This is a genomic window from Marinobacter sp. tcs-11 (assembly GCF_002049515.1).
GTDB classification, from domain to species: Bacteria; Pseudomonadota; Gammaproteobacteria; order Pseudomonadales; family Oleiphilaceae; genus Marinobacter; species Marinobacter nauticus.
In genome coordinates this window covers 447,133-468,287 of the sequence record NZ_LLYU01000001.1, presented here as the reverse complement: position 1 = coordinate 468,287, position 21,155 = coordinate 447,133, and the positions used below count along the sequence as shown (strand labels likewise).

Annotated in this window: 24 protein-coding genes; 6 read left to right on the top strand and 18 right to left on the bottom strand. The window is 57.9% G+C overall.

What is annotated here, in order from left to right; all coding sequences use genetic code 11:
• The first annotated feature begins 112 nt into the window (after positions 1-112).
• Positions 113-784 (top strand): transglutaminase-like domain-containing protein, encoded by a 672-nt coding sequence (locus ARC85_RS02075; RefSeq protein WP_228285468.1) that lies wholly within the window; start codon positions 113-115, stop codon positions 782-784.
• Between the two features lie 80 nt (positions 785-864).
• On the opposite strand, the gene ahpF is transcribed toward ARC85_RS02075, so the two are convergent.
• The 6 genes from ahpF to betI all read right to left on the bottom strand — a co-directional run bounded on the left by ahpF (position 865) and on the right by betI (position 8,945).
• Positions 865-2,430 (bottom strand): alkyl hydroperoxide reductase subunit F, encoded by a 1,566-nt coding sequence (gene ahpF / locus ARC85_RS02070; protein ID WP_199451933.1) that lies wholly within the window; start codon positions 2,428-2,430, stop codon positions 865-867.
• A gap of 222 nt (positions 2,431-2,652) precedes the next feature.
• Complete coding sequence (gene ahpC, locus ARC85_RS02065) at positions 2,653-3,216, bottom strand: alkyl hydroperoxide reductase subunit C (RefSeq protein ID WP_011787240.1); 564 nt, start codon at positions 3,214-3,216, stop codon at positions 2,653-2,655.
• Between the two features lie 196 nt (positions 3,217-3,412).
• The gene (locus ARC85_RS02060; RefSeq protein WP_227548768.1) at positions 3,413-4,669 is read right to left on the bottom strand and encodes a BCCT family transporter; all 1,257 of its coding nucleotides are present in this window, start codon (positions 4,667-4,669) and stop codon (positions 3,413-3,415) included.
• 437 nt (positions 4,670-5,106) lie between these two features.
• Positions 5,107-6,792 (bottom strand): choline dehydrogenase, encoded by a 1,686-nt coding sequence (gene betA / locus ARC85_RS02055; protein WP_153739665.1) that lies wholly within the window; start codon positions 6,790-6,792, stop codon positions 5,107-5,109.
• A 27-nt stretch (positions 6,793-6,819) separates the two neighbouring features.
• Positions 6,820-8,289 (bottom strand): betaine-aldehyde dehydrogenase, encoded by a 1,470-nt coding sequence (gene betB / locus ARC85_RS02050; protein WP_286714211.1) that lies wholly within the window; start codon positions 8,287-8,289, stop codon positions 6,820-6,822.
• Between the two features lie 62 nt (positions 8,290-8,351).
• The gene (betI, locus tag ARC85_RS02045) at positions 8,352-8,945 is read right to left on the bottom strand and encodes a transcriptional regulator BetI (protein WP_023008748.1); all 594 of its coding nucleotides are present in this window, start codon (positions 8,943-8,945) and stop codon (positions 8,352-8,354) included.
• Positions 8,946-9,141: 196 nt separating this feature from the next.
• Here betI and ARC85_RS02040 point away from each other — a divergent pair, with 196 nt between their 5' ends.
• The 3 genes from ARC85_RS02040 to ARC85_RS02030 all read left to right on the top strand — a co-directional run bounded on the left by ARC85_RS02040 (position 9,142) and on the right by ARC85_RS02030 (position 10,647).
• Entirely contained in the window at positions 9,142-9,948 is an 807-nt protein-coding gene (locus ARC85_RS02040) for an enoyl-CoA hydratase-related protein (RefSeq protein WP_153739667.1), read from the top strand.
• A 156-nt stretch (positions 9,949-10,104) separates the two neighbouring features.
• Positions 10,105-10,293 carry a hypothetical protein gene (locus tag ARC85_RS02035; RefSeq protein ID WP_226538070.1) on the top strand — a complete coding sequence of 63 codons (189 nt, stop codon included), beginning with the start codon at positions 10,105-10,107 and terminating at the stop codon, positions 10,291-10,293.
• Between the two features lie 60 nt (positions 10,294-10,353).
• A complete protein-coding gene (locus ARC85_RS02030; protein ID WP_227548769.1) occupies positions 10,354-10,647 on the top strand; it encodes a 7TM-DISM domain-containing protein in 294 nt (97 codons plus the stop codon).
• Here the strand turns inward: ARC85_RS02030 and ARC85_RS02025 are convergent.
• Positions 10,571-10,978 carry a GFA family protein gene (locus tag ARC85_RS02025; RefSeq protein WP_153739668.1) on the bottom strand — a complete coding sequence of 136 codons (408 nt, stop codon included), beginning with the start codon at positions 10,976-10,978 and terminating at the stop codon, positions 10,571-10,573. The two genes, ARC85_RS02030 and ARC85_RS02025, sit on opposite strands and share 77 nt — an antisense overlap.
• A gap of 48 nt (positions 10,979-11,026) precedes the next feature.
• Here ARC85_RS02025 and ARC85_RS02020 point away from each other — a divergent pair, with 48 nt between their 5' ends.
• On the top strand, positions 11,027-12,166 hold the full coding sequence (locus ARC85_RS02020; RefSeq protein ID WP_227548770.1) for a GGDEF domain-containing protein: 1,140 nt from the start codon (positions 11,027-11,029) through the stop codon (positions 12,164-12,166).
• Between the two features lie 144 nt (positions 12,167-12,310).
• On the opposite strand, the gene ARC85_RS02015 is transcribed toward ARC85_RS02020, so the two are convergent.
• The 7 genes from ARC85_RS02015 to ARC85_RS01985 form a co-directional block, all read right to left on the bottom strand.
• A complete protein-coding gene (locus tag ARC85_RS02015) occupies positions 12,311-12,682 on the bottom strand; it encodes a hypothetical protein (RefSeq protein WP_199451937.1) in 372 nt (123 codons plus the stop codon).
• Between the two features lie 186 nt (positions 12,683-12,868).
• Positions 12,869-13,186: an antibiotic biosynthesis monooxygenase family protein gene (locus tag ARC85_RS02010; protein ID WP_153739670.1), complete on the bottom strand. Its 318-nt coding sequence runs from the start codon at positions 13,184-13,186 to the stop codon at positions 12,869-12,871.
• A 91-nt stretch (positions 13,187-13,277) separates the two neighbouring features.
• Positions 13,278-13,688, bottom strand: coding sequence for a VOC family protein (locus tag ARC85_RS02005; protein WP_153739671.1), 411 nt, complete (start codon positions 13,686-13,688; stop codon positions 13,278-13,280).
• Between the two features lie 104 nt (positions 13,689-13,792).
• A complete protein-coding gene (locus ARC85_RS02000) occupies positions 13,793-14,092 on the bottom strand; it encodes a helix-turn-helix domain-containing protein (protein WP_153739672.1) in 300 nt (99 codons plus the stop codon).
• Complete coding sequence (locus ARC85_RS01995; RefSeq protein WP_199451938.1) at positions 14,085-14,261, bottom strand: hypothetical protein; 177 nt, start codon at positions 14,259-14,261, stop codon at positions 14,085-14,087. Before ARC85_RS01995 ends, ARC85_RS02000 begins: the two co-directional genes overlap by 8 nt.
• 127 nt (positions 14,262-14,388) lie before the next feature.
• Entirely contained in the window at positions 14,389-15,162 is a 774-nt protein-coding gene (locus ARC85_RS01990; protein ID WP_153739673.1) for a CLCA_X family protein, read from the bottom strand.
• Positions 15,163-15,200: 38 nt separating this feature from the next.
• A complete protein-coding gene (locus tag ARC85_RS01985; protein WP_153739674.1) occupies positions 15,201-16,211 on the bottom strand; it encodes a 2-hydroxyacid dehydrogenase in 1,011 nt (336 codons plus the stop codon).
• Positions 16,212-16,360: 149 nt separating this feature from the next.
• Here ARC85_RS01985 and ARC85_RS01980 point away from each other — a divergent pair, with 149 nt between their 5' ends.
• Positions 16,361-16,954, top strand: a complete 594-nt coding sequence (locus ARC85_RS01980) for a LysE family translocator (protein ID WP_011787255.1) — start codon at positions 16,361-16,363, stop codon at positions 16,952-16,954.
• Here the strand turns inward: ARC85_RS01980 and ARC85_RS01975 are convergent.
• From ARC85_RS01975 to ARC85_RS01960, 4 genes are all read right to left on the bottom strand, one after another.
• Complete coding sequence (locus ARC85_RS01975) at positions 16,916-17,773, bottom strand: AraC family transcriptional regulator (protein WP_153739675.1); 858 nt, start codon at positions 17,771-17,773, stop codon at positions 16,916-16,918. The two genes, ARC85_RS01980 and ARC85_RS01975, sit on opposite strands and share 39 nt — an antisense overlap.
• An 89-nt stretch (positions 17,774-17,862) precedes the next feature.
• Complete coding sequence (locus ARC85_RS01970; protein WP_153739676.1) at positions 17,863-19,350, bottom strand: M48 family metalloprotease; 1,488 nt, start codon at positions 19,348-19,350, stop codon at positions 17,863-17,865.
• Positions 19,347-19,697, bottom strand: coding sequence for a hypothetical protein (locus tag ARC85_RS01965; protein WP_141066679.1), 351 nt, complete (start codon positions 19,695-19,697; stop codon positions 19,347-19,349). Before ARC85_RS01965 ends, ARC85_RS01970 begins: the two co-directional genes overlap by 4 nt.
• Positions 19,624-21,111, bottom strand: coding sequence for a CHASE2 domain-containing protein (locus ARC85_RS01960; protein ID WP_153739677.1), 1,488 nt, complete (start codon positions 21,109-21,111; stop codon positions 19,624-19,626). The genes ARC85_RS01965 and ARC85_RS01960 overlap by 74 nt, the downstream gene beginning before the upstream one ends.
• Between the last annotated feature and the right edge of the window lie 44 nt (positions 21,112-21,155).

Below are 21,155 nucleotides of genomic sequence, written 5' to 3'. Positions count from 1 at the left end.
GCCGATCGAACCCGGTGCCTCTGGTCACCCGGATTGGTGGAAAATGTCATTGCCTGTAGCTTGCTAATCGGGAGATCATCAGCCAACCATGCGCAAACTCTGGATGCCCGGAATGGAAAACTACCTGAGAGCCACCCCCTTCTTCGACTACGACCATCCCGCCGTCGAGGCCTGGGTTCAGCAGCACCTGGCCGGCGTAGCGGACGACCCGGTGGCACAGATCAAGGCGCTGTATCTGGCGGTGCGCGACAGCATCCAGTACAACCCCTACGTGTTCAGAACCGAGCCACGCACGCTCTCGGCCAGTTACGCGCTGGAATCGGGCGAAACCTACTGCATTCCCAAAGCCGTGCTGCTGGGTGCCGCAGCCCGCTCCATCGGCATTCCCAGCCGGCTGGGCCTGGCGGATGTACGTAACCATCTGTCCAGCCCGAAGCTGATTGAGTGGCTGCGTTCCGACATTTTCCGCATGCACGGCTTTATCGAGCTGTATCTCAATGGTCGCTGGGTGAAAGCCACACCGGCCTTCAACCGACAGTTATGCGAGCTGATGAAGGTAGAGCCCCTGCCATTTGATGGGGTGAACGACTCGGTCTTCCAGGAATTCACGGAAGACGGCCAGGCGCATATGGAATACATCAATGATCACGGCGTGTTCGACGATGTGCCCTTCGATTTCATCGTTGACGGCGTTCGCCGGGCCTATGGCCACCTGTTTGAAGCGGATGGCCAGCCCCAAACCATGACGGGCAGCCTGGAACAGGACATCTCGGACCGTTCCTGAAGCCATAAAAAAACCGGCAGCCCACTTCCCGTGGGCGCCGGTTTCAGGGGTCAGCCTGAATTCAGGCTTGTGTGAACAACTTACTCAGCAGAATTACGGATCAGGAAATCGAAGGCGCTCAGGGCAGCCTTGGAACCTTCACCCATAGAGATCACGATCTGCTTGTAGGGCACGGTGGTGGCATCGCCTGCCGCGAACACACCCGGGATCGAGGTCTCGTTACGATCATTTACGATGATCTCGCCGTGCTGGCTCAGTTCGATGTCGCCTTTCAGCCACTCGGTGTTCGGCACCAGGCCGATCTGAACAAACACGCCTTCCAGTTCAACGTGATGCGACTCACCGGTGGTACGGTCGGTGTAGTTCAGGCCGCTGACCTTGCCATCGGTACCCACCACTTCCGTGGTCTGGCCAGACGTAATGATCTTCACGTTGTTCAGGCTACGCAGTTTCTTCTGCAGCACTTCATCGGCACGCATCTGCTCGCCAAACTCGATCAGCGTCACGTGGCCGACAATACCTGCCAGGTCGATGGCCGCTTCCACGCCGGAGTTACCACCGCCAATCACCGCTACGCGCTTGCCTTTGAACAGCGGGCCGTCGCAATGCGGGCAGTAGGCCACGCCCTTGTTGCGGTACTCTTCCTCACCCGGCACACCCATCTGACGCCAGCGGGCGCCGGTGGACAGAATCACCGTGCGAGCTTTCAGAGAGCCGCCGTTGGCCAGGCGTACCTCGTGCAGGCCTCCGGTCTGCTCGGCCGGAATCAGCTTCTCGGCACGCTGCATGTTCATGATGTCGACTTCGTATTCGTTGACGTGCTGCTCCATGGCCGCCACCAGTTTCGGGCCTTCGGTGTAAGGCACAGAAATCAGGTTTTCGATGCCCATGGTGTCGGCCACCTGGCCACCAAAACGCTCAGCCGCGATACCGGTCGCAATGCCCTTTCGTGCGGCATAGATAGCCGCAGCAGAGCCTGCCGGGCCACCACCGATCACCAGAACGTCAAACGCATCTTTCTGGTTGATCTTACGAGCTTCTTTTTCAGCCGAGTTGGTGTCCAGCCTGGCCGCAATCTCTTCCAGCGTCATCCGGCCCTGGCCCCAGGGCTGGCCATTCAGGTAAACACTGGGTACCGCCATCACTTCACGCTGCTCAACTTCGTCCTGGAACAGGGCACCGTCAATGGAGGTGTGCTTGATGTTCGGGTTCAGCACGCTCATCAGGTTCAGGGCCTGAACCACGTCCGGGCAGTTCTGGCAGGACAGCGAGAAGTAGGTTTCAAACTCGAACTCACCTTCCAGCTCCTGAACCTGCTGGATCACTTCCTGAGACGCCTTGGATGGATGGCCACCCACCTGCAGCAGGGCCAGCACCAGCGAAGTGAATTCGTGGCCCATGGGAATACCGGCAAAGCGAACGCCAATGTCGGTGCCTACACGATTGATGGCGAAGGACGGACGACGCACCTCAGTCGATTCCTCGGTCCGCAGGCTGATCTTCTCGGACATCGGCTCGATTTCTTCCAGCAGCTGCTTGAGCTCCTCGGACTTCTTGCTGTCGTCATAGGCTGCCACCAGCTCAATCGGCTGCTGCAGCTTTTCCATATAGGCCTTCAACTGTCCTTTGATATTGGCATCCAACATGTTTGGTATTCCCCTTTATGTCGTGAAACTAAGTTTCTGAATTCAATAATGAATCGTTATCTGAAGTTATGATTAAGATACGGCCAGACGGTTCGTTGCTCAAATTGATTGACCCAAACCTTCTGATAGGCCATACCTATAAAATTCAGTCGTAACGATTGATAGATACAAAAAAGGCCCGCAGTGCGGGCCTTTCTGTAAGTTTCACCGAATCGGGGAAACTTAGATCTTGCCAACCAGGTCCAGAGACGGAGCCAGAGTTTCTTCGCCTTCTTTCCACTTGGCCGGGCAAACTTCGCCAGGATGGTTGCGAACGTACTGGGCGGCTTTAACCTTGCGCAGCAGGTCGTCTGCGTCACGGCCGATGCCTTCGGCAGTGATTTCAACAGCCTGGATGATACCGTCCGGATCGATCAGGAAAGTGGCGCGGTCTGCCAGGCCCTGGCCTTCACGCATAACACCGAAGTTGTTGGTGATGGTGCCAGTCTGGTCGCCAACCATGTAGTAGTTGATCTTGCCGATGGTCTCGGAAGTGTCGTGCCATGCTTTGTGGGTGAAGTGAGTATCAGTAGATACAGAGAACACTTCTACGCCCAGCTTCTGCAGCTCTTCGTACTTGTCAGCCACATCGCCCAGCTCGGTCGGGCACACGAAGGTGAAGTCGGCCGGGTAGAAGAAGAAGATGGCCCACTTGCCTTTAACGTCGGCTTCAGAAATTTCTACGAACTCGCCCTGCTTGAATGCGGTGGCGTTGAACGGTTTGATTTCGCTGTTAACGATACCCATCTCAGAATAACTCCTGTCGGTTCATTTAACTGATGGTTTGGAAACGATGCACAAGATACGGGTTTGACCATCTGAGTGAAAATTGATTATTTCCAATCTCAGCATAGGCATAGCCTATATACAGCCATCAACTTCGGCTAAACATGGCGGCCAAAAGCCTTCCGGGCCTTCAGCCACCTGCCATTGATATGGGGCCTTAACCTGCAAGTTCAATCTTGCGGAAGTCCAGAATATTTTCTTTTGGTGACGTTTGGATGGCAGCCACCTCTGAACGTTTCCTGAGCAGTATATAACCAAAGCAACCAAAGTAGAGTGCAATGACCAGCGCACCCACCCACTGAATCCGCAGGAAATCCAGCTTGAACAACATGGTCAGCCCGACCATGGCCACCAGGTTGAAGAGCACATAATTCACCCGCCCCAGGCGTTGCGCCGTCAGGTTCAGGTTATCGGTGTAGAGCCGGATCAGGGAATCCAGGGAGTTGATGACCATCAACACGCCCACCGAGATCATGGCGATGTTGGTGAAGGCGGCAATCTTCAGCCCCTCCGCGTGATAGTAATAGAGCACGCTGAACCACACGCCAATGGCAACGGACGGCACGACCAGCATGGCAATCAGCAGCTGCCAGGTTTTGATACCACTCACGAAACGCGCGGTGAACTGACCAATCATGATGCTCCAGGCAAACCACCAGAACAGATAAAACTCGTGGTAGTCGTTGATGGGCAGGACAAAGTGATGGATGTTGGCAAAGTACTCACCGAGCATGCCGGCGGTGCCAAAGAAATCTGCCGGCGAGCCTTTACCCAGAACAAATGCCCGGAACCACATACCCGCAATCAGGGTAATGAAAAGCACACTGGAACCAACACTCAGAATGCGGATGTATTTGACCTTGGAGCTGGAATACACCGCCAGCGCAATGGACAGGAACACGATGAGGTAGAACGCCGGCACCACCGATTCACCATCGCCCAGTTGCGGCAGATACCAGGGCAGATTCACCAACAGCAGGTAAGCGGTGAACGCGCAGGTGCCGATAATCACCACGTTGTTGACCAGCTTCACCATCGGAATCTCGAAGAACTTCACCCGCGGCTCAATGATGGCAAAGTAAAAGCAGGTCAGGAAATAGAAGCCCCAGATCAGGAAGGCCCAGAACCCGAACTCAATGGCCAGCGGGTTGGCAAAGGCGTATTCCGGGTTTTCAGAGACATTGCCGTAACCACCGAACTCGGTGAGAGGGAACATGATCAGCCCCACATCCAGACCGGAGGTGAACAGGATGGCAATGAAGGTCAGCGTGCGAACCGGCGTAACGCCGATGCACTGCATGTCCCACCACCGATACAGAATCAGGGCGATGGCGGCGAAGGTAAAGATCAGGCCTGTGGATAACCAGAGTGTCATGCGATCTCCCTCCGGTTGTTCCTTGTCATTGTAGTGCACAGCATGGGTGTTCCTCCTCTACTTTTAGGAGCCTCTGATCAACTCCAGATCGACTCTGCGAGCCCTGAGAGCTTCAGATGTAAGGCGCAGTTCGCAGCCAATGGCCGTAGCCCTTGGCAAGAGCTGCAACACAGCAGATGAAGCTCTCAGGGCTCGCCCTACGGGGCCTGCAGAGCGATCCACACTCCGCGTTGCGACTTTTTGAAAGGCAACCAGCCTTCCTGCAAAGTCGCGTCTTGATTGTGAACCGCTCTGAAGGCCAGAGACGATTTGGAGTTAATCAGAGGCTCCTTTTGCGCTGCTTCTTTCGAATCGGACACAAACCCAGGACTTGCCTATCAGTCGCCCGAAAACGGCGGGATGCCGTCGCGCTGATAGGGAAATCCTGAGGGCTTGCTACCCGGGCACCTTGCGTACCCGGGCCGGGACTGCGGTCGCTAGGCCAGCGACCGTTTCGCTTGTCCCGGACGTTGGCGCGCCTGCCATTGGTCATCCATGAAGACCGGCGCGTCCGAAGGTTGCAGGGGCTCCCTGCCCCGGATAAGGTCGGCTGCCCGCTCGGCCACCATGATGGTGGGCGCGTTCAGGTTGCCATTGGGTATGGTCGGGAAGATGGACGAATCCACCACCCGCAGATTCTGGATACCGCGCACGCGGGTTTCCGGGTCTACCACCGCCAGCGCATCAGTGCCCATCTTGCAGGAACAGGACGGGTGATAAGCGCTCTCCACCGCCTGGCGCACGAAGGCATCGATCTGCTCATCGCTCTGCACATCCACACCGGGCTGGATTTCCGCACCACGGTACTCGTCCATGGCCGGCTGGCTGATGATCTCCCGGGTCAGGCGCACACAGTCGCGGAAGCCTTCGCGGTCGGCCTCGTGTTCCAGGTAGTTGAAACGAATGCGCGGGGCCTGTTTGGGGTCGGCAGACAGCACATGCACAAAACCCCGGCTCTTCGGCTTGTTGTGACCGATGTGGAGCTGGAAACCGTCGCCATCAAAGGCTTCGCGGCCGTCGTAGCGCATGGCCGCCGGCAGGAAATGGTATTGCAGGTCCGGCCATTCAACGCCGGCCTTGGAGCGGATAAAACCACAGGACTCAAAATGGTTGGTGGCCCCCAGGCCATCCTTGCGCAGAATCCAGCGCACCCCGATCTTGAGCTTGTTCCACCAGTCCAGTTTGCCATTCAGGGAGACCGGCTTCTGGCAGCGGAACTGGAAGTAGAACTCCAGGTGATCCTGAAGGTTCTCACCCACGCCCGGCAGCTCATGCTTCACCTCAATACCAGCCTGCTCCAGCACCTCGCGCTTGCCAATACCTGACAGCTGCAACAAATGTGGCGAGCCAATAGAACCGGCCGACAGAATCACTTCCTTGGCGGCTTTGGCCTCCTGCACCTGACCACCCTGCTCATAACGCACGCCGGTGGCGGTTGTCCCTTCCAGAAGTACCTTATGCACCAGGGCATGGGTGACCACCGTCAGATTCGGCCGCGCCATGGCCGGGCGCAGGTAGGCGTTGGCGGTGGACCAGCGGCGACCGTTCTTCACGGTCATGTGCATGGCGCCAAAACCTTCCTGGCGGGCACCGTTGTAATCATCGGTCTCCAGATAACCGGCATCGACGCCGGCCCGGATGAACGCCGTATACAGCGGGTTTCGCATGTTGTTGCCGTTGTTCACACCCAGGGGGCCGGCCCCCCCCCGGTAGGCATCGCCGCCGAAGGCCCAGGTTTCTGCCTTCTTGAAATAGGGCAGCACGTTGCGGTAGCTCCAGCCGTCGGCACCTTCAGACTGCCACTCGTCGAAATCCCGGGCATGGCCACGGACATACACCATGCCATTGATGGATGACGAACCACCCAGCACCTTGCCCCGGGGGCAATGCATACGGCGATTGTCCAGGTACAGCTCCGGCTCGGTCTCGAACTGCCAGGCGTACTTTTTGGTGTTCATGGGAATGGATAGCGCGGTGGGCATCTGGATGAAGATGCTCTTGTCACTGCCACCGGTTTCCAGCAGCAGCACCCGGTTTTCACTGTCCTCGGTCAGACGGTTAGCCAGCACGCAACCGGCTGAGCCCGCACCCACAATGATGTAGTCGTATTGGTTTTCTTTCATACGCGTTCTCCTCTGTGGCCTGCGGGGTTAAAACGGGGCGTCGATGTCTTCCATGCCCACATACACCGACTTGATCCGGGTGTAGTGCGCAATGGTTTCGCGCCCGTTCTCACGGCCGATACCGGAGAGTTTGTAGCCACCCACCGGCATTTCCGCCGGCGAAGCACCGTAGCTGTTGATCCAGCAGATGCCGGCCTGAATCTGGTGAATCACCCGGTGTGCCCGGCGGATATCATTGGTGAACACACCCGCGGCAAGTCCGGTATCGGTATTGTTGGCCCGGGCAATCACCTCGTCTTCATCGCGGAAGGTGAGCACAGACATCACCGGCCCGAAAATCTCTTCCTTCACGATGGTCATGTCGTCGGTGCAGTCGGTGAAAATGGTCGGTTCCACGAAATAGCCGCCCTGAGAATCCTCCGGCTCAAAGGCCCGTCCGCCGTGGCTGAGCGTGGCGCCTTCGGCCAGCCCTTTGCTGATGTAACCCAACACCAGTTCCTGATGCTTTTTGGAGATCAGCGCGCCGAAGTTGGTGTCCGGGTTCATCGGGTCACCGGCCTTGATGTTCTTGCGTGTGCGCTCCAGCAGGCGCTCGATAAAGCGCGGGTAGAGGTCCTCGTGCACAAACACCCGGGTACCGTTGGTGCAGATCTCGCCCTGGGTGTAGAAGTTACCCACCATGGCGGCGGAGATGGCGTTCTCCAGGTCCGCGTCGTCAAAAATGATCAGCGGCGACTTGCCACCCAGTTCCATGGTCACGTCTTTCAGCGACGACGCGGCGGCGGCCATCACCTTCTTGCCGGTGCCCACCTCACCGGTGAACGACACCTTGGCAATCTCCGGGTGATGGGTCAGCCACTGGCCAACTTCAGCAGCGCCCTGCACCACGTTGAACACGCCCGCCGGCACACCGGCTTCGATAAAGATTTCCGCCAGCTTCACCGCGCCCATGGGCGTTTCTTCGGAGGGTTTGAAGATCATGGCGTTGCCGCAGGCCAGGGCCGGGGCCGACTTCCAGCAGGCGATCTGGATCGGATAGTTCCAGGCACCAATGCCCGCACAGATGCCCAGCGGCTCCCGCCGGGTGTAATAGAAATCGCCCCCCAGATCCTGCTGGTTACCTTCGATGGACGGCGCCAGGCCGGCAAAGAACTCAATGGCATCGGCACCGGTCACCACATCCACAGCTTCCGCTTCCTGCCAGGGTTTACCGGTATCACGCACTTCCACTGCCGCCAGCTCGTCATTTCGCTCGCGGAGCAAGGCCACCGCGTTCAGCAGAATGCGGCTGCGCTCAATGGCGGGTGTGGCGGCCCACTGGGCAAAACCGGCGCGGGCGCTCTCGATGGCGGCCTGTTGCACAGACTCATCCGCCACTTCCACTTCATAGATCACCTGGCCCGTGGCCGGATTCATCACCGGGAAGGTCTCGCCGGTGCTGTTGGCCAGAAACCGGCCGTGGACAAAGTTCTGAACCACAGGAAGAGATGCAGACATAGCGCGTTGGTAACCTCTGTTCGGTGTCTTCAGGCCTTGTGGGCCGTGGAATTCAAATTGGCTCAGGCGCCAGCCCGGGCCAGTGTCTCGTGGACAAACTGCTTGCACAGCCGCTCGCCGGCTTCAAAGCTCTCGGCCGGGTCCAGGCTCAGGGCACTGCGCAACCAGAACCCGTCGATCATCGCCGCCGTTTGCCGGGCCGCCGCTGTCGCCTCGGCCTGCGGCAGCACCTGCGCGAAGGAATAACGCAGGTTGCTGTACAGCCGGGCGTTGTTGATCTGCTGCAAACGCTTCAGCCCCGGCTCGTGCATCGAGCGGGCCCAGAAGCTGAGCCAGGTTTTCGCCGCCAGCGCCGACCGCTGGAACTCGGAAAAGTTGGACTCGATGATGCAGTCCAACCGCTGGGCCGGGGAGCGATCGGTTTTCGCCATGCGCTCCCGCAGCTCCTTGCCTAACTGGTCCAGCAGGTAGCGCAAGGCGGCCTCAATCAGCCCCTGCTTGCCCCCGAAATAGTGGCTGATGATGCCGGACGACATTCCCGCCCGCTTGCTGATGCTCACGATCGTGGTGTTCTGCATCCCCAGTTCAGCGATGGACTCCATGGTGGCGTCGATCAGTTGCTGGCGGCGGGTGTCTTTCATTCCGACTTTCGGCATGGGCTTTCCATCCAATCTTTATTAATTGAACGTTCAATTAAATTAAAGGCTACAGAAACGTGACAGGGATTTCAAATTTGATCAGAAAACCACCACACCACCTCATCAAACCGGATCTCTCTTCCACCAAAGGTTGCTGGCAACCGCCGGCCAGTCAGGACACAATCGGGGCAACCGCGAACAACAAGGAGCCACTATGAGTACCCTGCCCCAACTCACCGATGCCCTGCTGACTCTGGAAAACCGAGTGGCCACGCTCACCATGAACCGCCACGACCTGCGCAACGCGCTCACCGGCTCCCATCTGATCGACGATATAGTTGCCACGGCCGAGTGGGTGAACAGCTGCGAGGAGGTATCCGTGCTGGTGATCACCGGTGCAGGCTCGGCCTTCAGTGCCGGGGGTAATATTCGCGATATGGCCGAACGGGGCGGTGACTTCGCAGGCGATCCGGCGGAATGCGCCGAGCGCTACCGAAAGGGCATCCAGCGTATTCCCCTGGCACTGGACGCCGTGGAAGTGCCAGTGATTGCGGCGGTGAACGGCCCCGCCATCGGCGCAGGATTTGATCTGGCCAACATGGCGGATCTTCGCCTGGCCGCAGACAACGCGAAGTTTGGCGAAACCTTCCTGAATCTGGGCATTATTCCCGGTGACGGTGGGGCCTGGTTCCTTCAACGCCTGATCGGCTACCAGAAAGCGTTTGAGCTGACCCTGACCGGCCGCGTGATCGACGCCAACGAAGCCAGACAGCTTGGTATCGTGATGGACGTGGTGCCTGCCGATCAGCTAATGGACGCGGCCATGACACTTGCCCGCAGTATCGCCCAGCAGCCCGCCAAGGCCACCCGGCTGACCAAGCGCCTGATGAAAATGGCCCAGCGCACGGAACTGCGGGATTTCCTGGATATCTGCGCCTGCTTCCAGGGCATGAGCCACAATGAGCCGGAACATCTGGAAGTGGTGAACCGCATGCTGGATACCCTGGCCCGAAAGCAATGAGGCAAACGCCCAGCCACGTTAATTACTTAGAAACCTGACACATTTTGCTGCATTAAAACCCACAACAACGGCTTTTCTCGCCCGCCAGCATTGCTAGACTGACAGAGTTAAGAAAACAACAAACAGTCTCGGGTTGACGAGCGAGGTCGGCTTTCGGTGAACCTGCTACACACGTGTCGCATTCTCCTGTTGTTGCTGCTTTTGTGCAGCCAGGCCGCCTTTGCCCGTTCAGCCACCGTCGTCATCGGAGCAGACCAACCTATCGCCAGCCAGTTCCAGTACTGGGAAGACAGCGATGGCCTCGCATCTCTGCAGGACGTGCTCTCACTGCCGGCCGGCGACTAGCAACACCAGCCCGACGGCAAAGCTACCCTTGGCATTACGTCATCGGCCTAATGGCTGCGCGTGCCCACAGAGAACGCCACATCGGCCGGGCTCAACCTGGTGGCCGAACTCGGCTACTCCCAGTTGGATGATGTCCGCTTCTACCTGCTGGACGGCTCGACGGTTCTGCGAACACTGGAAACCGGCGATGACCAGCACCAGAATACCGCTCCAGACCAACAGGCCCTTCAGCAAAACCGTCATCATTATCCGCCGTCCTTCCACCCGATAGCCTGCATCAAGTCGCCTTTGGTAAACCGGAGAACTCCGGCACATCGCCCAGCGCGCGATCCCAGGCTGCCCGGCTCGACGTGAAAAGATGCGCGGTAGGCACCCGGGAGAGCTCCGAGTCCAGACACCCGGCAGGCACTACCAGCAAACCCGGAATATGGGTGTTGGGCACTGCCGAACCACAGGTCCGGCAAAAACACTTTTGGTGCCGGGTGCCCGGGAGCGTAAAGGAGGCCACGGCCTCCTCACCCGACAGCCAGACCAGCCGGGCCGACTGGGAGAACAGGTTTGCCGCGTGGGCAGACCCGGTGTCCTTCTGGCAATACCGGCAATGACACAGGTAAAAGCTGTCGAAGTCTCCGTGCACCTCGAACTTCACGGCGCCACACAGGCAAGAGCCAACATAATCCGTCATCGCATTTCCTCCCATCAGTATTCAAGGTATCAACCGGTGTTCGCGTGCATGCAAAGCTTCGGCAAAGGCACCACCAACTGGCTGCATGGCGCAGGCTATTTTCTGATCGGCGGTGGCTGTGTGCTGCTCGGCCTGCGCCATGTAATCTACGATTTCCTGTCCATCGTGATTGCCAATATCGCAATCATTATGGGCGTTGTGCTGATTTACCGGGGACTGTTTCGTTTCCTGGGTATCACGCTGCGCCATGAGCGTTGGCTAAGCACCACACTGGTGGTCCTGCTTGCTGCTTTACTGTATTTCTATACCTTTCATATTCCAGATATAAATATCCGTATACAGGCCTTCTCTATGGTCTGTGCAGCGATCTGCCTGATCGGTGCCAGCGGACTGCTGAAACACCGGGACATCCGCAACCGCATGGTCGCCAAAATGCTCATCGCCATGTTTTTGCTGATGAGTAGCTTGTTTATTTTCCGCTTTTTCTGGTCGTTCTACGCCATACCGCCTCAAGATTTCATGAGGGCTGGGTTGCTCAGCGCCTTGACGATCATTGCCGGAGAACTACTGGTTATTCTGTCATCCTTCTGCACGATATGGATGGCGTCCGATGAGTTGCAGGATGAACTCTCCGAAATCGCCAGGATTGATCCTTTAACGGGGCTCTACAACAGGCGGGCATTCGACGAATGTTGTGACATTGAGTTCAGCCGTGCGCAGCGTTCAGGTGCGCCCTTCGCCATTATCATGTGCGACCTGGACCACTTCAAAAACGTGAATGACGAGTATGGCCATCATGTAGGCGATGAGGTATTGAGGCGCTTTGCCAATACGCTCAAAGAGCACATACGAAAGCATGACGTGGTGGCGCGTTTCGGGGGCGAAGAATTTGTTCTGCTGTTGCCTGGTAAAGACACCGAGCAGGGATTAGAGGTGGCGGAGAAACTCAGAGCCAAAACGGCAGACACCCAGATCACGATTGGTGATGATGTCTGTTTAACGCTCTCGGCCAGTTTCGGAGTGGCTCACTACGATTCCAGAGACCGCGAGTGGAGTGCCGTGCTGCACCGTGCGGACAACGCGCTGTACGCCGCCAAAAAACAGGGGCGTAACTGCGTTGTCGATCTGGCAACGAAAAACCCAGGCGAGGAATGCCTTTCGCGAACACCCACCGTCATTCGTATTTAACGGGACTTCCGGGCAATAAGAAAAAGGCGTCTCTGCTGCCCAAGCCCGACAGGCTTGCCATCATGGTGACCAGTACGGCATCCCGTAGCATCGAATAAAAAGCTGTGGTCAGGTCAACCGCGTTGGGAAACGGCTCCGCTTACGCTACTGGCTATCAATTCTACGAGTGTAGATCGTCCTGGTTCCAAAAACGGATTTCCGGTTCACTATTAGAAACGGGACAGTGGGGATCGCAGACAGGAGTATGAAAGTGCAAAAATCGTTGATGTAGGAGTTTGAACTGACCGGAATCTGAACCACCTCTCCAATGACCACCAAAAACACCAAAATCATGGCCAGATAATAGACCGGGCCGAACCGTAGATGAAGGATGTCGTCCGACTCACCTGCCTCACTCAAATTGGCGCTGCAAAAAGGACAGAGAAAGCCTTTCCGAAAACCCTGATCACCGCCATCAACAGCCTCTCCTGTAGGGAAGAAACGTTCACAGGAAACACAGAGATATTGCTCTTTCAAAGCTCACCATCCTCATGGTTGGCCTCAACTCACCAGATCTTACAAGATGGCTATGTCTTTGGACCGGCCTCGTTCCCGGTACTACTGTCCAACAGGAGGACTCTGAAGACACTGACGCTCAAAAACCGGACAATCTAAACTGATAAAAAGCGGTCAAACTTCGCTGTTGTTGACACCGGGAACGGGTTAAATGCCGTAGTCGCGCTCAACCCTCGCAATACGAACCCGAAAGGTGGAGTACCAGGTTTGGTGGCCAAGCCTCTGAGCTTCTCGGTGCTCTGCGTTCTTTTTCCAGTTGGTGATGGACTCCAGGCTCTCCCAGTAGGAAACGGTGATGCCTAATTCCTCACGCACCGATTCCATTCCCAGGAACCCTGGCTGGCTTGCAGCCAACTCAACCATCCTGTCTGCCATTGCCTCGTAGCCATTGTCGCCCTCAGTGCGATGGCTACTGAAAATAACCGCGTAATACGGCGGCTCAGGGGTTTTTGCTATCTCCGACATAGATCCCTCTGGCATTTAACGCCCGGCGTAACCGGCTGGCGTTGGAGCATCAGCGGACAATCACATTCGCATTGACGCCACAGTTAGGCACTTATTCATGAAGCCATGGCGCATAACTCAGGCCAATCAACACACCCTCGGGGCTCATAAACCGTGCCACCGTCTGCCCCCAGGGTTCAGTGCGGGTTTCATGAACGAATTCCTGCCCTCTTTCCTTCATCTCTTGCACGGCCGCCTCTACAGCCGCTGCATCCGGCAACTCAAATTCGATGGTCGCCGTCGGCTCCGGAATATAATCGGGCCATTCCTCCTGGCCAAAACAAGAGGTAGCTGCCATCGAAAGGGGCCATACTCCGAAATGGTTCGCTCCGGGGAATTTATCCATGAAACGATAGTCGTCCATCTTCTCCAGCGGCAGGCCCAGCGCATCCTCATACAGAGACGCACTGGCCGCAGGGTCTTTGGTTATGGACGCAAAACCTGAAATGCACTTGATTTCCATACAATCCCTCCGTGGTTTATGGAGCACTTTGAGCCAAGGGCTTCCCTAGCTATAGAAGGTGTTTACTGAAGTGGGGGAAGTCCAGCGTCCCGTTGACCACCTTGTTAACCCCTGAGTTCGAGGTCTTCCCGAATAACCTCGGGATGACGAAACGCAATCTCGATGAGCGCCTTTGCCGGCCCTGAAGGTTTACGTCGCCCCTGCTCCCATTCCTGTAACGTTCGCGGAGAAATATGGAGTACCTCGGCAAACTCCCGCTGTGTAAGGCCAGTCTTGCCACGCGCCTCTGCGACCTGATTTGGCTCCACACGACTGACGCGCGCAGCCTTGCCCGCTTTCATTTCTTTAACAGATTGGAGGAGCTTATTGCCAAGCTCCTCAGCACTCAGAGTCTCATTACTCATTTTCCAATACCTCACGAATCGACTTCAGGATATGCGCGGGTATGTTCTCCTTGACGGCCTTCTTGTAGATCACCAATAACCAGATCTCACCATTTGCCAATCTGGTGAAGTAGATGACTCGCACTCCACCACGGCTACCGCCGGAGTTATACGCCCGTGTTCGAGCCACCCCTGCTCCATGTTGGGGGCGTATAACTCCGCCCGCCCTGTTTTCCTTTTCAAACTTATCAGAAGGTTAGCAACAATTTCCGGAGCCTGCCCGGGGTTTTGCGAACGCGTTCGTATAACTCCGGTTTTTAGGCAGGTTTTTGCTGCAGGGCCCGGCCCAGGGAATGGAAGTAGGTTCGGAAGGCGGCGTTTATCCGGTCGCGCTGTTCGCCCTGTGGGTATAGCCCCAGGCGGGCTTCTTCGCTCTCTTTGGTGCCCTTCACCAGAAAGGCGTTCTTTACTGCAGCATCCTGGATGAAGGCTTCGAAGGCTCGGGCACAGAGTTCTTCTGGCTGGCTGTAGTAGTGCCCGCCGGCGGCTTTGTCGGCTTTTGCGGAGTTCTGGAACAGGGGGCTGGGGTCTTGGCCGGTGTCGTCCAGCAGGATGGCCTGGTAGCAGGCTTGCAGGCGCTGGTTCAGCGGGTGATGGATGGCGTCCTGGCGGGTGAGCCATTGGCGGGAGGCGAACTGGCCCCGGGGTATGTTGGGGAACAGTTTGTCGCCGATGTAGTGGTCGAAGGCATGAAACCATTCGTGGGCGATGCTGCCGGGGCCGGCGTTTTTGGCCAGGGCGAAGCTGCGGGTGGCGGGGGTGTAATGGGCAGACACCCCGGGGCGGCCACCAATGCCGTATTGCAGGGCCAAAGTGCCACGCAGGGAGATCAGGCTTTCGGTGCCGCCGAGGATGGTCATCAGGTCGCACAGGGCGTCGTAGAACAGGGCGGCACTGTGCTGTTTTTCAGGCTCGGTTACCCAGCGGCCAATCTCGACGGATCGAAACTGGAACCGCCGGCGCACGTCTAGAAAGCTGACCGGTGCCCCGGCGCGGTGGTCGGGGCCGGTTCTGTAGAAGGGTCTGGGCATGGCGGCATTGTACGAAGGCGCGGGCGGCTTGTCTCAGTTCAGGTGCTGCCGTTGGCGGCCAGCACCCGGTTGGCGCACTCGCCGCCGGTTTCCAGGTCCGTCAGGTTGCTGAGTGTTGTGTGGGCAATGCTTTCCAGGGCGTTGCGGGTGAAAAACGCCTGGTGGCCGGTGATGACCACATTCGGGAATGTGAGCAAACGGGCGAACACGTCGTCTTTCAGCACGATATTGGAGAGATCTTCGAAGAACAGGTCGCTTTCTTCCTCATATACATCCAGCCCCAGGTAGCCCACCTGGCCGGATTTCAGGCCTTCGATGATGGCGGCGGTGTCCACCATGGCGCCCCGGCTGGTGTTGATCAGCATCACGCCTTTTTTCATTTTGGCCACGGCCGCGGCATCAATCAGGTGATGGGTGTCCGGGGTGAGCGGGCAATGCAGGGTCACAATGTCTGCTTCCCGGAACAGTTCGTCCAGGCTCACATATTCCGCGCCCAGCGTTTGCGCCTCCGGGTTGGCGTGCAGGTCGTAACACAGCACGCGGCAGCCGAACCCGCGCATGATGCGCACCACTTCCACGCCAATCTGGCCGGTGCCCACCACACCCACGGTGCGGCCCCGCAGATCGAACCCCAGCAAGCCGTCGAGGGCAAAGTTGCCATCACGAATGCGGTGGTAGGCCCGGTGAATCTGCCGGTTCAGGGTCAGGATCAAGGCCACGGTGTGTTCGGCCACCGCATAGGGGGAATACGCCGGTACCCGCACCACGGCGATGCCCAGGCGTTCGGCGGCTTTCAGGTCGACGTTGTTGAAGCCGGCGCAACGCAGGGCCACGGCCCGGGTGCCGCCGGCGGCCAGCTGTTCCAGTACGTTGGCGTCCACCTGGTCGTTCACGAACACGCATACCGCGTCGAAGCCTTTGGCCAGCGCCGCAGTGGCCGCATTCAGGCGTGGTTCCAGGAACACCAGTTCATGCTGGTGGCTGGCCTGGTTCGCCTGTGCCAGGAACTGTTCGTCATAGGGCTTGGTGCTGAAAACCGCCACTTTCATGGGATTGGCCTCATCCGGTCTGGGTGGGTACGGGGTTCTTCAAACATAAATCAAATGCCCGGCGGCGAGCCACCGCAATTTTATTCAATACCGGTTACAAGGCTCCGGGCACACTGGGCGCCTCCGTTGGTTCACAGAGTGCTGATGCTATGAGTCTGTCTATTATCCTGCCGATGTCGGCCTTCGCCCTGGTGGCTTCGGTATCGCCGGGGCCGGTCAATCTGGTGTGCCTGAGCAGTGGCACGCGCTATCCGGTGTCTCAGGGGCTGGTGTTTGTCACCGGGGCCACTCTGGGGTTTATCGCGCTGTTTATGGCGGTGGGCCTGGGCCTGAATTCGCTGCTGGAACACGCGCCCGGGTTCGAGCGCTGGTTGAGCTGGGCTGGCGTCGCCTTCCTGCTGTACTTGAGCTACCAGCTGGCCACCGCCGATGGCCATCTCAGTGAGGATGAGGCACGCCCGGCCCCCGGCTTTGTCACCGGCGCCCTGATGCAATGGTTGAACCCCAAGGCCTGGCTTGCGTCAGTGGCGGGTATCAGCGCGTTTACCGAGGGCGGCGACAGCACCCTGCTCTGGCTGTTCGCGGGGCTGTATCTGCCCATTTGCTGGCTGTCGCTGGCCAGTTGGGTGTATGTCGGGGTCGGGCTTCGCCGGCTGGTGCAGCAGCCGCGAATCCTGCGCGGGTTCAACCGGGTTCTGGCGCTGTTACTTGCCGGAAGTTGCGTGTTCCTGCTGCTGGATTGAGGGCTGGCGATACTGGTTCGGGGTGGCCGCCACCACGCGTTTGAAGGTTCTCTGGAAATGCGCCTGGTCGGCAAAGCCGGCGTTGAGGGCCGCGTCGGCAATACTCACGCCGCGTTTCAGTTCGCTCTGGCCGTGCTGTATGCGGCGGTTGATCAGGTAGGCGTGGGGCGTTAATCCGTAGCTTTGGCGAAACGCCCGCACCAGATGCCCCGGGCTGTAGCCACTGAGCCCGCACAGGTCGTCCAGCGATACCTCATCGGTACAGTGGCTGTCCAGGTACTGAGCCACCGCGGCCAGGGTGCCCGAGGGGCGCGGAATACCCCGGGCCGGCGCTTCCGCCAGGCTCTGCATCAGGTCCAGCAGATACTCGGCAACCCGGCTCTGCTTTTCCAGCAGGTCCCGGCCCGGGTCCAGCAGGCAATCGGCCATGGTGCAGTAGTCCTGGTACTGGCGGGGGTCGGTGATCACTGCCGTGTCCAGATCCTGCCAGTCTTCGCTGGGCAGCAGGCCCGCCTCAAATCTGAGCCGGGTCAGCCAGGCGGTATCCACATACAGCATCAGATACGCCCAGGGCTGGTTATCAATGGGATTACAGGCGTGGGGCCATTCCGGGTTCATCAACACCAGCGTGCCGGCGCTCACGTGGTACTGGTCGGTGCGGTACAGGAACGTGCTTTCACCGCCGGTGATGGCGCCGATCGACCAGTGCCGGTGGGTGTGCAGGGCATAACAGACCTCGCGCCCATCCGCGACTTTGCGCAGTTCCACATGGGGCATGCGGGCGTCGCGCCAGAAGATGGGTGTGCGAGGGTCGGTCATGGTGGTTGCCTCAAAGCAAATCGGCCAGGCCAGTGCGTATGGCACTAGCCTAGCAGAAGCTCATCCAATCAACCGCAACCGGTAACCCTTTATTGGCTTTCTGCCCTGGCAAGCAACTCATAAAAACTCACGTTGCGTTCCAGTGCCTGCCTGGCAAGGTCGCATCTCTCTCTTACCGCCACCTTACCGGCTCCGGCTTCACAAAGCTTTTCCTTCAGCGCACTCACGCCAGGAACCTGATACCGTTTGGACAAGTAGTATTCATCGGCCACGTAGGCATCTGGCAGGTCGAGATCCGCGAGCCTGGACACTGCGTCGTGCATGAGCCGTTTTTTGTCGGTATCCGAGAGGCCAGATTGCTGGTCCAGAAACCGGGTGGCCTCACTGAGAACACTGAAACTGGCATCGGGTCTTGCGATGAAGGCTTCCGCCATTTCCCGGGCTTTTTGTTGCTCACCCCGGGCCAGCAGAGCACGAAACTTCAACAGTTGCAGATGGAGATTGTCGGGCTCGCTTGCCAGGGCACGGTCAACCAGTTGCGCGTAGTCTTTACTGGCGGGCGGGTAGGTGTGGATGGTTTTCAGGGACGTCACAGGCGCCAGGGCATCGACATCGATCTGAAGGTCCGTAAACGAGCGTGCCAGTATTGCGCCATCCAGATCGTAGATCACCATCCGGACAATAGTCCGACGCTCTTCCGATGACAGATACTCGCGACCGCCCATATCGCTGGCAACAGAAGACAGCCATTTCTGGAGCTGGTTGTCGCTGACTTCCGCCTCCTGCTTTCTGGCTTTCAAGGCAGCTACGGTCATCATCTCTTCGTAGGCACTGCCGGCTACGGGTATTCCCTCTTTGTCATTCTTGAGCTTGGTTAACAGCGCAATCATGGCCATTGGGCTGTATCGGGATTTTTCCAGAATCTTCACGGCCAACAAATCCGCTTCGGTTTCCTGCTGCCGGTTCCATTGGGTGAATCCTGCCGCCGCCACCAGGGCATCGGTCGATCCGCCCATGCGCAGGGTGGTCTCACGGGCTTTGTCGTCATTACCGAACAGGGAAATGGCCTGGGCCAGATCAGTTATGCCTTTTGTTGTGCTTTGCAGTTCGTTCTTCTGGTGATGATTCAGCCATAGATGAGAGAGTTCATGGGCCAGCAGTGCGGCCACCTCATCTCGGGTATCCAGATATTCCAGGGTTCCTGCCTGAATCACGACGGTACCCTCAGGGTAGGTAAACCCGCCGAAACTGTAGCTCGGGCCCACCCGAACCTGACAATGACAGGGTCCGCCGTACCAGCTTTCTGCCAGTTCCTCGGCAATGGCCTGCAATGCCGGGGTGACATCACGGGCATTCAATGGCGCCACGCTGTCACTGCGCAAACGAACCGCATCCTCGGAAGGATCCTGCCCAGCCGCCTGATACTGATCGGCCTGGACAACAAGCTCATTGATTTCCTGCTGCCGCATCTCTTTGTTGGTGCTCCAGTCTTTCGACTGGTAAGGCGATGAGCTGCAGCCGATCAAGCCGAAACACACGGCGAGTAAAACAAGCGCTATTTTGTGCTGGCAGTTCATGGGCAGTCCTCCCCTACGCCACGGGCACTGGCCACCTGATGGTCATCCGCAAACACCACCTGTGATTTATCGCAGTAAATAACCGGCTGTTTCGAATCGCTGGTAATCACCTCCGGAACAAACACCCGATAGGTGCCCCCCGGCCCTTCAAACAGGTACTGGCCCCGCTCCTTACCACTGATCGTGACGGGCAATTGCAAACCGAGCTCACGTGCCGGTACAAGCGAGCCATCCGGTTTGCTGACGAAGGCATTCTCCGGGTCATGAAAACCCTCAATGGACTGAGCCTCTGCCAAGGCCGAACTGCACAGCAGTGCAAGCAGCCAAAGCCATCGCTTTCCGTTCATTTTCCATCTCCTTTCTTTCTTTTCTGACTGCGATCAACAGTAACGGTGTCAAACCGATCAGCTCTGCCAGGAAGCCAGGGGTGCGGTGAAACAACAGTAAAACGCTGTAGAGCACACAAAGGCTGAGGACGATGATGATCAACTCAGCCAGCTCCACCGCCAACTCTGGCCATTCCGCTCGACGCTCGTCGCGCCAGCGCCATGCCAGAACCCAGCGCGCGAGCATGAGGATGAGAAAAAGGATCAGCGGCCAGGACAGCAACAGATCGACCGGAATGGTCCACCCTGGCAGGCCAATCCCGGCGAGATTCCATTCCACCCCGATCGGTTTCAGATAGTCCGCGCCGTAATGCAGTAGGTTGCGAAGTGCTTCGGCATGCAGATAAACGCCAGGCAACTGCCCCGCAATTGGTGGGTTAAACAGATCTCTGGCCGAGGGTAAAGACACACCCACAATCGCAATCCGATTATGCAGGGGCATCTCGGTGAAGAAATCATCGCAGTTTGGCGCCAGGCAAAAGGCATCCCGAAGGGTGGCAGTCGGCACCGGCGGGCATGGCTTGGCACCGTTGTTACTGACGGATTCTGCGCGAAGGATATTCCTGGCCCAGTGCCAGAGTGAGCTAAATCCGCCATTGTTTTCGGGCGTTGCACGGCAATCCAGCGTTGAGGTGATACGCTGCGCCGGCATTCCCCAACTGAGATGCATACCGGGAGGCTGGGGTACCATCCAGGCCTCCGCTGCCTTCGATAGATCACCGCAAGGCCTGGACCTCGGTTGCTGGCAATAGATCTCATATCCCGCAACAGCCAGCGTTGGAACCTCACCGTATTCAGGCAGTGCTCGCCTAATCGGATAGTGTGAGCCATAGCCGGACCAGCCAACCAACCCGATATCAGAAGCTGCTGCAATGAGTGGCTGAATTGAGGGTTCAAGGTGGCCCGGATGTTCACCAGCACTCATGACCAGGGCCAAACCCGTGTGCTCCCGAAAGTACTGCAATCGGGCCACAAGTAGCGGAAAGCTGTCATCCAGCTGGCGCGCACGATAGAAGGTGATGTCGAGAATAATCGTGCCATACCCCAGGCGGCGAAGGGCGTCGATCAGAACCAGGTGGTCGCTGTAGGCCAGAGGCCAGTCATTGGCGCTCAGGTAACCATTTTCTTCGTGGGAGAGCCGGCGGATGGAGGCGTCATCAATCAGAATGACATCGACCAGGTCGGCACCGCTGGTCGTCACCGCCTGGTCATATAACGGTGAAAACAGCCGATCAAATCCGTCACTGATCGCTTGGGTGCTTCTTGAGCTGATGCCAAAAGGATCGGCAAAAAAAAGAAAGTAGCCCACCACCAGGAGCGCCCAGTGGCGGCGAATCATTCCGGCTAGCGATGTGCCTGCATGTAACGTCTGCACTCTGGCCTCCGCACGGGGATGCAATCCCACGCTGCCCGCACTGC